Here is a 14,570-nt window from a genome sequence, read left to right as displayed (position 1 = left end):
GCCCGAGTTCTAGGAAGGAACTTAAGTGTCAGAAGAGAACGGCGAAAAGACAGAACAGGCGACGGACGCGAGGCGGGAAGAATTCCGTAAGCGCGGCAACGTGGCCCATACCAAAGAGTTGGGATCTGCGGTGGTGCTATTAGCATCGGCCGGTGGCATCTATGCTTTGGGCCGGTTCTTTTTTCAGCATATCTTTGAAGTATTTCAGTACTCCTTTGGTCAAGACATGGTCCAGATGGTTCGTGAAGGAAACTTCATGGAAGCTTTAACATTTTGTGCCGGAAAAGCTGGTATTCTGATGGCACCTGTTTTGGGAATTGCGGGTGTGCTTGGTGTGGCTTCATCAATCATGCAAGTGGGTTTCTTACAAGTGGAAGACGCGCTTTCGCCGAACTTTGAAAAGCTCAGCCCGGTGGAAGGTTTCAAGCGCATCTTCAGCTTAAGAGCTGTCGTTGAAGCCTTGAAATCAATTTTGAAAATGGGGGCAGTGGGAATCGTACTTTATTTCCTATTGCGCGGCGAAGTCGCAAAAATTCCCTACATGATTACGTTCTCGATTGAACAAATCATCGTGTACTTAGGCACGGTGGTGGTGAAGCTCTTAGGAGGGGTCGGCGGCGTGATGCTCGTGATTGCCGGAGCAGATTATTTCTATCAAAGATGGGATCTAGAGAAGAAAATGATGATGACCAAACAAGAGGTCAAAGAAGAACATAAGCAACGCGAGGGTGATCCGATGATCAAGTCTCGCATTCGCCGTATTCAGCGCGAAATGGCAAGTAAGCGTATGATGGCCGACGTTCCCACTGCTGACGTGGTGATCACCAATCCCACTCATATTGCCGTAGTATTAAAATATTCTGACAATCTTCCGGCTCCACAAATCGTCGCGATGGGTGCGGATTTGATTGCAGAGAAAATCAAAGAAATCGCTCGTGAAAACAACATTCCGATCGTGGAAAATAAACCACTGGCACGAACGATCTTTAAAACTTTAAAAATTGGACAAGTTATTCCTCGAGAGCTCTTTGTCGCGGTGGCGGAAGTGCTTTCATATGTTTACCGTTTGCGTAGGAAGAAAAGATAATGGATCAAGTTTTTCAGTTCATGAAAAGATTCGATAAGCTGACGAAGAATACAGATCTTCTGATCGCTTTTGGATTGCTTTCAGTTTTAGCGGTCATGATCATTCCACTTCCGCCGATCATGTTGGACATTTCGTTAACATTTTCTTTGGCTCTAAGCATTTTGATCCTTTTGGTTAGTATTTATACGGACCGTGCTCTTGATTTTACATCTTTCCCGTCTCTACTTTTGATGACAACTTTGTTCCGGCTTTCTTTGAACGTGGCAACGACACGTTTAATTCTGACACATGGGCATGAGGGGGAAAGAGCTGCCGGCGAAGTTATCGCATCTTTTGCGAACTTCGTTGTCGGCGGAAACTATGTGATCGGTTTTGTAATGTTCATCATCTTGATGGTCATTAACTTCATGGTTATCACAAAAGGTTCTGGCCGCGTGGCGGAAGTGGCAGCTCGTTTCACCTTGGATGCGATGCCTGGTAAGCAAATGTCGATTGATGCCGAATTGAACTCGGGTCACATCACAGAAGCGGAAGCTCGTAAACGCCGTAAGCAAATCGAAGGCGAAGCAGACTTTTACGGAGCTATGGATGGTGCCTCGAAATTCGTTCGTGGTGACGCTATTGCCGGTATTATTATTACGATGATCAATATCTTGGGTGGTTTGGCGATCGGTGTAATCCAAAAAGGTTTGGATATGAGCACGGCCGCTAAGTACTATACGATGTTGACGATCGGTGATGGTTTATTAGCGCAGATTCCGGCTCTAGTGATCTCTACCGCGGCCGGTATCATCGTGACTCGTACTTCAAATTCAGACAAAGACGTGGGTGAAGAAGTCACGGGACAACTTTTTGTTAAACCTCGCGCAGTCATGATCTCGGGCGGCGTTTTGATCCTGATGGGTTTAGTTCCAGGGTTACCGACAATTCCATTTCTTTTCATGGGGGCGGTGTTGTGCGGAACGGCTTGGATTATTAATAAAGCGCGTGCGGAAAAAGCTGCGGATGAGAAAAAGGCTTCTGAAACAGCATTGGCCGCACCAAAAAAAGAAAACATCGAAACGATGCTTCCACTTGATATGGTTGAATTGGAAGTTGGTTACGGACTTATCAATATCGTTGAATCTGATCAAAGCGGTGACTTGCTTGAGCGTATCGTCAGTATCCGTAAGCAGTTTGCTTTGGATCTGGGAATCGTAGTTCCAAGTATCCACATCCGCGACAACTTGCAATTGGCGCCGGGTGAATACCGCGTGATGATCAAAGGAAATCGTGTGGGCGGGGGGACGTTGCGTTCTGATTCGCTGTTGGCAATGGATCCAGGGAACGTCTCTGAAAGAATCGACGGTATTGCAACCAAAGAACCGGCATTTGGTTTGGATGCGATCTGGATTTCTCCGTCACGTAAAGAAGATGCAGAACTTGCGGGTTACACGGTGGTGGACTTGCCAACAGTCATGGCGACGCATTTGACAGAGATCGTTCGTTCACATGCCCATGAATTGTTAGGTCGCCAAGAGGCTTCGACGTTAATTGAAAACTTCAAAAAATCTCACCCGAAAGTGGTCGAAGAGCTTATCCCAGATCTTCTGCCCTTGGGATCTGTGGTGCGAGTTATGCAAAGCCTTCTTAAGGAACAAGTTTCTATCCGTGATCTATTGACGATCTTTGAAACATTGGCTGACGAAGCTCCGCGCACCAAGGACGTCGAAGCGTTGACGGAACAAGTTCGTCGCGGACTGGCTCGTGGTATCACGGCGAAGTACACAACCGAAATGGGTAATATCCCTGTTATGACATTACATCCTCATATTGAGGAATTGATCGCGAACTCGTTGTTGCAAACAGAACAAGGAGTTCAGTTGGTGATGGATCCCACGACGGCCCATCGTTTGATTAACGAAATTGCCCGTACCGTGGAAAACCACCCGGAAGTTGCTAGTCAGCCGATCTTGCTGACCAGCCCGACGTCACGTCGCCATTTATATAAATTAACGTCCCGTTTTATTCCTCAATTGGTTGTCCTTTCGCATAACGAGTTGAGTTCAGATGCGGACGTACAGGCGGTAGCACTTGTGGAGATGAGCCATGCAGGTTAAGAAGTTTGAAGCACGTACAATGAAAGAGGCTTTAGAGATGGTGAAAACCCAACTTGGGCCGGATGCGATTATCTTGTCGGCTCGCGACAATAATAAAAGTTATGGCTTAGTCGGCGAAGGCAGCGTGGAAATCACAGCGGCCGTCTCGGAAGAGACTTTGCAAAAAAAGAAATTCGCCGAAAGCAAATTACGCGAACAAGACCTGCAAAAATTTAAACAGATTCCGGCGCGTCAACAAAAAGAGTTGATCCAGAAGATGGTGGATAAGCATGTGCATAAAGCGCAAAGTGCCACAACCTCCATCACGCAACGTCGCTATATCGATATCGAAGACGAAGCCGAACAAGCTCGTCAGAAACAAGTCGCCGAAGAGCGCGTGCGTACTGCCGCTCAGAGAGCCTTGAATGCATTCCAAGCTCAAGACACTTTCGGGGCGCAGCCAGCGGCCGTTTCAAAAAAAGCTCCGACTCCGGTTGCGGCGAAAGTTCATCGTGCTCCGGTGGGTGAAAATGAAGAAGTTCTGGCTTTAAGAAGTGAAATCGCGAGCTTGAAGCAAGTAATCTCACAATTCCAAACGATGCCGCAATCTTTCATGGGCTCTCACCCCGGCGCAGATTACGGTATTAACTATGACCTAAGCTTTGTTTATGAAAAATTGACGAAAGCGGGTATGGCGCCGGAAATTGCGGCGGAATTCTTGACGACGGCACAAGAAACTTTGCCGGCATTGAAATTGAAAAATAAATCCTTAGTAGAAGCATGGGTGGCTCGTCACGTTTTGGATAACACCAAAATAGTACAAAACCCGACGCACGGAAAAATTCATTGCTTCGTCGGGCCGGCGGGCAGTGGTAAAACCTCGGCTTTGATCAAAATGGCCAGCCAAATGGTTGTTCGTGAAGGCAAGCGTATCGCGCTTTTTACGACGGACACCTTTAAGGTGGGCGCGGCTGACCAAATGAAGATTTACGCGCAAATTTTGAACGTCCCGTTTTCGGTGATTCGTTCACAGCAAGATTGGACAAACTTGATGCGCTATCTTGCCAATGTCGACGCCGTTCTGGTTGACTACACAGGCTTGTCTTTGAAAAACAATGAAGAAATTCATATGCTAAAGAGCTTGCTTCCACCGGCAGCGTTAAACCCAAATATTCATTTGGTACTTTCAACCAATGCCAAAGACGCCGATGCGACAGAACTAGGTCGTCGTTATTCCGTGCTAGGCTACAAAGATGCGATCTTTACGGGGCTTGATGAATCGACTCAGCACGGGACCATTTACAACTTTATGAAGCGTTTTGACATTCCATTGCACTCGTTCGGTATAGGTCCACGCGTGCCGGAAGACTTCGAGTATGCGACCAAAGAGCGTTTATTAGATTTAATTTTTAAGATCACTCAATTTAAGCAACAGGATTCTGAAGCCATATGAGAAGATTGAATTCTTTTGAGATGTATCGCACACGCACTATTAGCATCACTTCCGGTAAGGGAGGGGTCGGTAAGACGACATTGGTATCAAACCTTGCTTTGAACCTCGCCCAAAAAGGCAAGAAAGTGCTGATTTTAGATGGCGACCTGGGAATGGCCAATGTGGATATTATGTTTGGGGTTAAAACCAACGGAAATATTCACGACATTTTAGCTGGTCGTAAAGAGATGAAAGACATCCTATTGGAAGTCGCAAAAGACGTCTTCTTAATCCCGGGTGGCAGCGGAGTGGTTGAGTTCAATCACATGAATAACTTCGAACGAAGAGCGATGGTTGAAGCGGTCAGCAGCTTGCCATTGGGATTTGATTTCTTGTTGATTGATACTGCGCCTGGAATTGCAGAAAACGTCCTGTTTCTGAACTCCGCCGCGCAAACAGTGTCGGTGGTGATCACCCCGGATCCATCTAGTTTTGCGGATGCTTATGCTTTAATTAAAGTTCTAAATAAAACCCACAAAGTGAATCACTTCTCGATCATCTGCAATCAAGTGCGCGATGAACAAGAGGGTTTAGGCTTGTACCAACGATTTAACGATGTGGTGAATAAGTTTCTATACATTGGTCTGGACTACTGGGGCTCGGTACCCAATGACGTTGTTTTGAAAAAAGCAACACAAAATCAGCGTCTCATTTCAAGACATGAACCGGGAGCGGAATCGGCGAAAGCCATTCGTCAGATCTCCATGCAAATCGATAAGACTTCCAAGCACATCGAGTCCCAAGGCGGAATGCAGATGTTCTGGGATCAGGTCGTTGGATTTGCTTAGGAGAATTGGACTTTCAGCTCGATAGCCTGTTTGCTAACATTGTTTTAAGAGGGAAATTTTGATGAGTAAAAATGCGGCGTTGTTGAAAAAGTACAAGGAAGAGCCACGTAAGATAGCTACGAATCAGAAGGATGATCTGATCCGCGAATATGCGCCGTTAATTAAATTTATCGCTCAGAAAATCGCCGTGCGTTTGCCGTCGAATATTGAGTTGGATGATTTGATCTCTGCCGGTGTCATCGGTTTGATGGACGCTATCGAGAAATACGATTCTTCTCGTGATAATAAATTTAAAACTTATGCTGAGTTCCGTATCCGCGGAGCGATCTTGGATGAATTACGTGCTCAAGACTGGGTACCACGTTCGATCCGTGATAAAGCTAAGCTTCTGGATAAAACCATGGTGCAATTAGAAGCCGATTTGGGCCGTACACCAACGGATGAAGAAGTGGCTAAAGCATTGAATGTCTCGATTGATGAATTTCATGATCTGGTAAATCAAGTGCGCCCGGTGAGCTTGCTGCCCATCGATCAGGCGACGTCGTTCAGTAACACGGACAAAAAATCCATCATGGATATCTTGGAAGGTTCACGCACGAACTCTCCGTTCAATCAATTGAACGTTAAAAACATCAAAGAAGTTGTCGCGCAAGCCATTGAAGAATTACCTGAGCGACAACGTTTGGTGCTTTCATTGTATTACTACGAGGACCTCAATCTTAAAGAGATCGGTCAAGTTCTTCGCGTGACAGAGTCCCGTGTATCACAGCTTCATGCTCAAGCGGTCACTCGCCTTCGCGCGAAATTGGCAGCAACCATTGGAGCAGGGGAACTTGAAGTCGCTTAATACCGATGAAGTTCCTAGTATTGTACGTTTCCACCTTTCTTAGCTTTACTGCCTGGTCTTTTGAATACAAGATCGACCAGGCTTCTTTATTAAACCCCTCGTCGCTGCAAATCTATAAAATTAGCCAAATGCTTTCGGCCAATGGGTTTCACTCAATCAGTGACCTTAATCTAACGACGGCAGGATTTACGTTTGATCGGGCCTTTGTTTCTCATCAATGGCAATCTAGCATGATTTTAAAGTCAGGATTGCAAGTTCCGGATACGATGCTAGGTAAAGTCATCACTGATGAGGGCTTAGGCGTTCAAGTTCTGCATTTTAAAGTGGAAGAAACTTATTACATGCTTATGGGTATGGATATGACGAAGGGTGAATTTAAAGAGGCTGCAAAACCCTGGATCACATCCTCAGATGTATCGGCGAAGTTCAGTTGGCTCTTGCCGCAAGCTCATGCCGTGACCTGCATGACTGGTCCACAGAATCGTGTGGGTAAAACTGCGGACTCTTTAGAATCGGATTCTATTTTAAGAGCGATCGGAAAGTGCGGAACAGATGCCCTCAGTGGATTTACGGGCAGTGTCAGTTCGACCTTAAGTTTTTTTAAGCGATTGGCTACCGAACCCGGAAAACTGTGGGCAGAAACCAAGCAGTCCTTCGTGGAACTTAAAAACTTTGTGATGAATATAAATTCGGAACTTAAGGAAGCCTTTGCGGCTTTCCAAAGTCTTCCAAGTGAAGAAAAAGCGGCTATCGCCTGTACCATCGCCGGCCAAGTCCTTGGCGATGCGGCCCAGGGATTGGTGGGTGCAGGGGCATTAGCAGGTTTAGCAAAGCTCTTGCCGTCATTATTATTAAAGATCAAAGCGGGCTTAAAGACCGTTGTGCAGGGATTGGAGTTAAGAAACAAGGGATTAAAAATCCCTGATGGCTCTGTCTTGGCACGAGAGGCGATGAGCTGTGCGCTTTAAGTTTTTAGTTCTTTTCTTTATTCTTAGTTTTTCCGGGACGCTTCAAGCGCGTGAATGTGCTCTTGAAGCAGCGCTAAAAGATCCCAAGATAGCTAACAACGCCGCTTTTTGGGAAGAGTACTCAAAACTTCCTTCTACGGAAGATCCCAAGGCTGTCAGTGATCTTTTAAGAAAGTATGGGCACCAAGAATCTGGTGAGGGTAATGCCGCTCAAGGAGTTACTAGTAAATCCCCGGCGAAATCTTTGTCTTTAAAAGTTGATCGCAAGGCGGAAAAAGAAATCGCGCATTTGCCCCCGAATTTGCGTGCTAAAGTTGACGAATTTACGGCGTCTATGATCAAACCCGGCGGCGTCTCGGAAGTCCGCAACAACCCCGGTCGCTATCACTTTGAAAGACTGACCCAATTCGGCGAGCACGCCTATAGCGTAAGACTCAATGATGGTTATCGAGTTTTATTTGATATGACGGATACAGAGTTCAGCATTCGACGGGTTAACAAAGGTCAAATTCACGGCAACTAATCAGCCGCTTCATCCATCTTGGCTTTGATTTTTTTAAGAACGCGCGCTTCCATCTGACGAACGGCTTCGCGAGTAATCCCGTGTTTTTCGCCGATCTCTTGCAACGTCAATGGATCGTCATTCAAGATGCGCTCATCCAAGATGATCAGTTCGCGCTCTGAAAGTTCAGGCCGAATCTCTTCAATTTTCTCTCTTAATATTTCCAGCTGCTCTAAGCGTGCGAGATTTTCATCCAAAGGCTCATCATCGCGACTTTTTTGCAAATCACCAAGACTTGTTGTGCCTTCGTCATCCACGGGACGATCTAGGCTGACATCACGGCCTGACATACGCATGGCCATATCGCGCACTTCATCTTCGGGAATACCCAAACGACTGCTGATAAGGGCGGCGTTGGGCTCGATACCCATGGCATCTAAAGCGTCTTTTTCTTTTTGTAGTTGATAAAATAATTTGCGCTGATTCTGAGTTGTTCCAATACGCACCATGGAATACTGGCGCATAAGATACTCTTGTATATAACCACGAATCCACCAGACGGCGTAAGTGATTAAGCGTGCTCCTTTGTAAGGATTAAATTCGCGAACTGCATGCATCAGCCCGACATTACCTTCTTGGATAAGGTCGATCATCTTAGCTCCGAATTTCGAATAATCTGCGGCCACCTTTACGACGAAGCGCAAGTTGGATTTGACCAGGGCTTCCGCGGCGTGCGGATCTTTGGATTCAAAATATTTTTTGGCCAACGCCATTTCTTCTTCGCGACTTAAAACTTTATAGCGGCGAATTTCGTTTAAGTACATGGCTAGAGGATCGGTCGAGGCGATACTTTTGTTGGTATCGCTGACAGCTAAAGCCTTGGATTCCTCGACGGGTGAATCATCGATTTCGAGTTCCTCGGAGCTGACGGCATAGGCTTTGTCAGCTTCGACAGAGGGATTGATTTCTTCAGGATGTGAAGCCTCAACGATTTCCGCCACTACGCTTTTAGGCTTAACTTTAGGCACAGCACCACCAGAAGCCTTTTTTTCAACGGGCTTCTTTGCTACCGAATTAGCTACCGGCTTTTTAACCGATGTTTTTGTAGTTTTAGAGGTGGTTTTTTTTGCCATGAGATCAGCTTAGCCTAAATACTTCGCCAGTTTTTTTTGCAAAGTTTCTTGAACTTTACCCTTGAACGGAGTCAGCATCAACGGCAGATCCACCGTGACAGAGACTTTACTGCCTGCGCCAGCGCTGGCAATAGCCATATCCGCTTTAAATTGGGAGCCCTTCATCGCTGCGGACTTAGATTTATCGTCAAAAGAGCATTGAAGCTTTGGGTCGAAGCGTCGAATATCCTGATCGGTTTCAAGGAACTCTTTAATCTTTTTGTAAGCTTCTTCGGCGTTATGGTTGCTTTGATGATCAATCGTAAATTTAGGCATGTGTAAGTCCTTTCTAACAAGGCTTGATTATATCATCCGTGTCACGACGGTCACGAATTTGTTTAGGGAAGTTCCCTCGTCTGGTCCTTATGGAAATCATAAGAAGATGCTTTTTGACTGTTTTGTCGCAATATGACAGTCTAGAGCCTGCCTTTAACTCGGTAGGAAAATCCATGAAATTTGTGAAAGAGCTCAAAAGAACACACTATTGCGGAAAACTAAACGCCTCTGCGGCGGGACAAAAAGTCGTCCTTATGGGATGGGTGGATGTTCGCCGAGATCACGGAAGCTTAGTTTTCATCGATCTTCGTGACCGCGAAGGGATCGTCCAAGTTGTTCTTGATCCCAGCAAAGCTGAAACTTCGTCGGCCAAAAACTTGCGTGGAGAATTTGTCATCGCCGTTGAGGGCATCGTGCGTGCGCGTCCGGATGGAATGAAGAACTCTAAAATTGCGACCGGCGAAATTGAAATCGAAGCCTTGCGCTGCGAAGTTTTAAATGAAGCGGCGGTTCCACCATTCCAGGTTGATGACGAAAACGTTAATGAAACTTTGCGATTGAAGTATCGCTATTTGGACTTGCGTTCGCCACGTTTGACAAATCACTTGATCACTCGTCACAAAGTGGCGCAGCTGGTGCGTAAGTTTTTGTCGGACAACGGCTTCCTTGAGGTTGAAACGCCGATCTTATTTAAATCAACGCCCGAAGGCGCGCGTGACTATTTGGTTCCTTCGCGTGTGAATCAAGGGACTTTTTATGCCCTTCCACAGTCACCTCAGATTTTAAAGCAGCTATTGATGGTTTCTGGTTATGACCGTTATTTCCAAATCGCGCGTTGCTTCCGTGACGAAGATTTGCGTGCGGACCGCCAGCCAGAGTTTTCGCAGATCGACATGGAGATGTCTTTCATCGATCAAGAAGACATCATGGAAGTGAATGAAAAAATGCTTCGCATGATCTGGAAAGAGATCAAAGGCGTTGAAGTGGGGCCTATCCCGCGCATGTCTTATCAAGAAGCCATGGACAGATACGGCATTGATAAACCGGACACGCGTTTCGGGATGGAGATCAAAGATCTTAAATCCATCGTAACGGGTTCAGGATTTAAAGTTTTTGATGATGTGATAGCCCGTGCAGGAATCGTCAGAGGTATTGCTGTTCCTAAGGGCGGGAGCTATTCCCGCGGACAGTTCGATAAGCTCACCGATATCGCGAAGCGCGCCGGAGCTAAGGGGTTGGTTTGGATCAAATCTGAAGCCGACGGCTCGTTTACGTCGCCAGTTTCTAAATTCTTTAGTCCAGAAAAATTGGGCGAGATCTTTAAAGCTGTTGGGGCCACAAGCGGGGACTGTGCTCTTGTTATTGCCGATGATTTTGATCCAGCTTGTGCTGCTCTTTCAACTTTGCGTTTACATCTTGGAAAAGAATTAAACCTGATCGACACCAGCAAAGATAAATTCTTGTGGGTCGTCGACTTCCCGGCGTTTGAGTATTCTCCAGATGAAAAGCGTTGGGTGTCTCGTCACCATCCGTTTACGACACCGAAAGATGAGTTTCAGCAAGATCTTATCGACGGCAAAGAATCTTCTTACGGCCAAATGCTGGCGAAAGCCTACGACTTGGTTTGTAACGGTTATGAAATGGGTGGCGGAAGTATCCGTATCTATCGCAGTGAACTTCAACAAGCCATGTTCCGTCTTTTAGGAATGGGCCCTGAAGAACAGCAAGCGAAGTTTGGATTCTTGTTAGATGCCTTGAAGTACGGCGCACCTCCGCACGGGGGTATTGCTTGGGGTATGGACCGTCTGGTTATGCTTCTTTGTGGAACAGATGCGATTCGTGAAGTGATCGCTTTCCCGAAAACGGCGAAAGCTTCAGACTTGATGGCAGACTGCCCAAGTGAAGTGAATCGTGATCAGTTGACCGAAGTCGGCGTGCGTTTAAGTGCGGTGGCCGAAAAAAATCTAGAGGATCTTAAAAAGAACCAACAAGCCTAAAGCGGCTGAAGGGTAATAGATCCCTTGTCAGTAGAGACTTCAATTCGGCCCACTTCCTGCGGATTAATGTTGGAAGTGGGTTTTTCTTTAAGTTCGTTGGTGATTTCACCTGAGGCCGATTTTAGATCGGTTTCGTAAATTGCGGTTTCGGGTAATTTCAACGTGACGGAGCCGTCCTTGCTAGAAATATTTAAGGTCTTTTTATAGGACTGCGGAACGTAAATATCCGCCTGCAGGCGTGAATCTGACTCCTTGGTATATTCTTGTCCATTTACATTAAACTGAATCCATTGACTGGCTTGGGGCTCGTATAATTCCACAAGAAGTCCGTTCTGTTCCGGCGTCTGTAAAATATAAGGCCCAGAATCAAAGCGAGGGACTTTGCCGTGCAGTGAAATTTTTAGCGAAGACCCTTCATAAGTCTGCACATTCAAATCCACGGCTTGCGTCGAAATCTTCAGTGTTTCAATGCCTTGGATAAAGAACTCTTCGTGCTCTTCATAGTCTTGAGCGTCCATGAATTTTTCGGTCATCGAGCTAAAAGCCGTGAAGACTTTTTCAGGATTGTTAAAGACATAGCCCATCATCAAGATCAAAGATCCAAAAAGTATGAAAAAAAGTGCGATGAATGTAAGAAAGATTTTTTTTAACATGCGATCCTAAAGTACGGCGGTCCCTAAGAACATATATCATTGATTGTGGGGCTGAAAAGTAATTGAATATAAAAAAGGGAGACCCTATGCAGCGAATTTTGCCAGAAACAAACTTGGAAAAGAAGTTGATGTGCTTGGGTGCCGCTTTTGTCGAGGAAAATCAAGTTCTTGATGAGGTGTTTCAAGTTGTCGGGTCTGATTTGGAAGAAGGCAAAGAGCTTACTGATGACGCCAAAGAACACGTTATTAATGAAATCGGGGAATATTTTTTCCGGCTAGATATGAATTATGGCCCCCAGATAAAAGGGGATTGCATTGGCATCCTTGAGGAGTTCTGGGGAGTCAAAGATCAAAAATCCGCATTAAGCGCCTTAGAAAATATTCGTACCCAAGGCCATCGCACCAAATTCAATGTATTAAGATCTTGTATTTCTGCGGAAGGAGAGATTGACCCGTCGGCGTTAGAAAAGTTCAAAAAGGTTTTCAGCTTTGATCTTGAAGAAAGCCAGGACATGCAAATGGGTGATGAAGATTATCAGAAGCTCGCTCACTGGATGCAGCGAACTCACAAATATCTTAAAGACTCTGGCATCTTGGCGTGGGATGCCGCTCGCTACGTGCATTTAGCCCGTCTGTCTTTTATCGCAGGCTATTTAGATGACAACGAAACCTGGGCTGAGATTTTAAAGCTGGCACCTATCACCGAAGGTCATTTCGGCAACTGGATGGAATTCGCGCAAAGCTTTCTTATCGGCCGCACCTTCTGGTCAGGCAGTGATGATCCGGCAGTTAAAACGATTTGTGAACGCCTTTTAGGTCATCCCGCAAGTCCTTGGCAATTTTTTGAGTGGAACTAAGGCTTATTGATTTGCGGGTATCGCGATAGAGGAAACGATCCCATAGTTTCCAAATCGCTTTGACCATATAATCTGACTTGAAAGAAAGCTTTTGTCGTTTGTAAAGTTTAAGGCGTATACCAGAACATTTGCGCTTCCCGACGAATTCATAGCAACAATCGCAAAGCGTCCGTCCGCGGAAAGTTCTAAGGATCGTGGTTCAACTTGTGAAATAGGAATGCTAAAGTTCGGGCGTAAATGATCCTGAACACCTTGCTCGGTGACCGGCATTCCCCAAATAGCTTCTTGTCCACTTTGTCGAGCCGTAGCCATTACATACCCAAACGCGTGATTGACTTTTAAATCGGCCCCTCGCAACGGCATTGAAACTGAACCCACATTGCTCAACGAATAGCTGCCATTATTTTCAATGATGGCATAGGCGTAAATAGCGCTGTTGCCAGAACTCGCCTCGGTCGCTACATAAAGTTTGTCATAGGTGGAGTCGTAAACGACAGTCCTGGGCGCATTGACGGTGACTTGCCCCGCAGCCGTAAGACCGTTAATACGATCAAATCGATATATCGAGATTCTATTTAAACCCAACGTCGCCACAAATAATAAATTACGGCGCGGATCAAAGGCGCTGGAATGGGCCTTGGCGGAGGAGCCGAAAGAAATATTCTGAGCATTTTCGATCGTGGTTAAGTCGTTGTTTAACTTATATGAATCTAAACGTCCTTGGTCATAAGAAGACCCAAATAGAAAAACCTCTTGAACAGTTTTAAGCAGAGTTAAATGCACCGTTGAAGCCGCAATGGCAAATAGATCTCGGCTGGTTAAAGTTTGTGAATTTGTATTATAGGTATAAGTCTGCAGACGCCGACTAGTTCCCTCTTCGGCCGCTAGCAGAGTTTTCGTGCTCTCATCAAACCCGAACCATCCAACATGACTGCCTTGAAAAACGCTGCTGCCAAGTTCAGTGACCTGACTTGTTTGCGAGTTGAGCTCGATACCATCAATGCCGGCAGAGCGGCCAAAGAAAAACGTGGTGCGTACGGGTGCAGGGGACGGATTGGAAGTTTCGTTGCTTAGATCAGAATTCCCAAGAGATGAAGAGAGTGTCGTACCAGGAATGGCTTCAAACCCGCCGCCGCAGTTTTGAAATGCAAATAGAGAAAGACCCGCCATTGCGGTCCATGCCAGGATCTGAAGTTTCATTAGTTTTAGGGTACCCGTTTTACTGGACTTACACCCAGAAAAACCGAAAGCATCTCAAGTTGAATCGTATTATTCCGATACATCTTTGGACGGCCATGGATGGCTTTCAAATACCAACACACACGGAGGTGTGGAATGGAAAAGATCAGCGGCATTATCCCAGCAAGTGCACGAACGCAAATTGCGGACGTGAGCGTCTCTCAACCCGCTCGCCCTGGAGCACCTGCTTTAGGTCGTCCGATGGGAAAAAATTCATTGGGCGATCGAGTGGCTTTTAGCAAGCAGCTTGAAGAATTCAAAAAAGCAGCGACGGCCTTAGAAGGCCCGGCGGAGATCGCAACCCCGGATGCGCCTGTTTATAAGAATCCAACAGAAGCTAAAAAGTTGAAAGTGGTGGACGAGCTAAATAAAAAGTTCTTCTCAAACCCTAAAACCGAAGCTCGCGTGGACGGCGGCATGACGAAGTCTGAAGAGACCTTGAAGTCGACCAACGACTTAGATGGTCTATTCTTTGTCGAAAAAGAGCTAAAACCCACTCAGGCTCCTTTAAAAGAGATCTCAGACAATAATGCAGTCTAAGGTCTTGACTTATTTCCGCGTGAACTCAAATTGATGAGGGCTCTTCTTAGGGGCCCTTTTTTTGAGAAGCGGAG

The 14,570-nt window shown here is 46.1% G+C and carries 14 protein-coding genes; 10 read left to right on the top strand and 4 right to left on the bottom strand.

Translation table 11 applies throughout. The features are described from left to right. The first annotated feature begins 25 nt into the window (after window positions 1-25). The 7 genes from flhB to AZI86_RS03475 all read left to right on the top strand — a co-directional run bounded on the left by flhB (window position 26) and on the right by AZI86_RS03475 (window position 7,783). Window positions 26-1,087 carry a flagellar biosynthesis protein FlhB gene (flhB, locus tag AZI86_RS03505; protein ID WP_061833707.1) on the top strand — a complete coding sequence of 354 codons (1,062 nt, stop codon included), beginning with the start codon at window positions 26-28 and terminating at the stop codon, window positions 1,085-1,087. Further along, window positions 1,087-3,186 carry a flagellar biosynthesis protein FlhA gene (flhA, locus tag AZI86_RS03500; protein WP_061833706.1) on the top strand — a complete coding sequence of 700 codons (2,100 nt, stop codon included), beginning with the start codon at window positions 1,087-1,089 and terminating at the stop codon, window positions 3,184-3,186. The genes flhB and flhA overlap by 1 nt, the downstream gene beginning before the upstream one ends. Next, window positions 3,176-4,618 carry a flagellar biosynthesis protein FlhF gene (gene flhF, locus AZI86_RS03495; RefSeq protein WP_061833705.1) on the top strand — a complete coding sequence of 481 codons (1,443 nt, stop codon included), beginning with the start codon at window positions 3,176-3,178 and terminating at the stop codon, window positions 4,616-4,618. The genes flhA and flhF overlap by 11 nt, the downstream gene beginning before the upstream one ends. Then, window positions 4,615-5,445, top strand: a complete 831-nt coding sequence (locus AZI86_RS03490; RefSeq protein ID WP_061833704.1) for a MinD/ParA family protein — start codon at window positions 4,615-4,617, stop codon at window positions 5,443-5,445. The genes flhF and AZI86_RS03490 overlap by 4 nt, the downstream gene beginning before the upstream one ends. A 61-nt stretch (window positions 5,446-5,506) precedes the next feature. Beyond that, entirely contained in the window at window positions 5,507-6,292 is a 786-nt protein-coding gene (locus AZI86_RS03485; protein WP_061833703.1) for a FliA/WhiG family RNA polymerase sigma factor, read from the top strand. Between the two features lie 5 nt (window positions 6,293-6,297). Continuing rightward, window positions 6,298-7,260, top strand: a complete 963-nt coding sequence (locus tag AZI86_RS03480) for a hypothetical protein (RefSeq protein ID WP_061833702.1) — start codon at window positions 6,298-6,300, stop codon at window positions 7,258-7,260. After that, complete coding sequence (locus tag AZI86_RS03475) at window positions 7,250-7,783, top strand: type II toxin-antitoxin system RelE family toxin (protein WP_061833701.1); 534 nt, start codon at window positions 7,250-7,252, stop codon at window positions 7,781-7,783. Before AZI86_RS03480 ends, AZI86_RS03475 begins: the two co-directional genes overlap by 11 nt. On the opposite strand, the gene AZI86_RS03470 is transcribed toward AZI86_RS03475, so the two are convergent. Both AZI86_RS03470 and AZI86_RS03465 read right to left on the bottom strand, forming a co-directional pair. Beyond that, on the bottom strand, window positions 7,780-8,895 hold the full coding sequence (locus AZI86_RS03470; RefSeq protein ID WP_061833700.1) for a sigma-70 family RNA polymerase sigma factor: 1,116 nt from the start codon (window positions 8,893-8,895) through the stop codon (window positions 7,780-7,782). The genes AZI86_RS03475 and AZI86_RS03470 overlap by 4 nt on opposite strands. A 9-nt stretch (window positions 8,896-8,904) precedes the next feature. Next, window positions 8,905-9,210 (bottom strand): polyhydroxyalkanoic acid system family protein, encoded by a 306-nt coding sequence (locus tag AZI86_RS03465; protein WP_061833699.1) that lies wholly within the window; start codon window positions 9,208-9,210, stop codon window positions 8,905-8,907. Between the two features lie 173 nt (window positions 9,211-9,383). Between AZI86_RS03465 and aspS the strand changes: the two genes are divergently transcribed. Further along, entirely contained in the window at window positions 9,384-11,207 is a 1,824-nt protein-coding gene (gene aspS / locus AZI86_RS03460; RefSeq protein WP_061833698.1) for an aspartate--tRNA ligase, read from the top strand. On the opposite strand, the gene AZI86_RS03455 is transcribed toward aspS, so the two are convergent. Beyond that, the gene (locus tag AZI86_RS03455; protein ID WP_061833697.1) at window positions 11,204-11,860 is read right to left on the bottom strand and encodes a DUF4097 family beta strand repeat-containing protein; all 657 of its coding nucleotides are present in this window, start codon (window positions 11,858-11,860) and stop codon (window positions 11,204-11,206) included. The two genes, aspS and AZI86_RS03455, sit on opposite strands and share 4 nt — an antisense overlap. Window positions 11,861-11,946: 86 nt before the next feature. On the opposite strand from AZI86_RS03455, the gene AZI86_RS03450 reads away from it, so the two are divergent. Continuing rightward, window positions 11,947-12,717, top strand: a complete 771-nt coding sequence (locus tag AZI86_RS03450) for a DUF1266 domain-containing protein (RefSeq protein ID WP_061833696.1) — start codon at window positions 11,947-11,949, stop codon at window positions 12,715-12,717. Window positions 12,718-12,720: 3 nt separating this feature from the next. On the opposite strand, the gene AZI86_RS03445 is transcribed toward AZI86_RS03450, so the two are convergent. Continuing rightward, window positions 12,721-13,917 carry a lactonase family protein gene (locus tag AZI86_RS03445; RefSeq protein ID WP_081111768.1) on the bottom strand — a complete coding sequence of 399 codons (1,197 nt, stop codon included), beginning with the start codon at window positions 13,915-13,917 and terminating at the stop codon, window positions 12,721-12,723. Between the two features lie 135 nt (window positions 13,918-14,052). Here AZI86_RS03445 and AZI86_RS03440 point away from each other — a divergent pair, with 135 nt between their 5' ends. After that, a complete protein-coding gene (locus tag AZI86_RS03440) occupies window positions 14,053-14,496 on the top strand; it encodes a hypothetical protein (protein ID WP_061833694.1) in 444 nt (147 codons plus the stop codon). Window positions 14,497-14,570: the final 74 nt, after the last annotated feature.

Origin of the sequence: Bdellovibrio bacteriovorus (assembly GCF_001592735.1) — a bacterium.
Classification (GTDB): Bacteria; Bdellovibrionota; Bdellovibrionia; order Bdellovibrionales; family Bdellovibrionaceae; genus Bdellovibrio; species Bdellovibrio bacteriovorus_D.
This window is presented reverse-complemented; position numbering and strand designations above follow the sequence as displayed.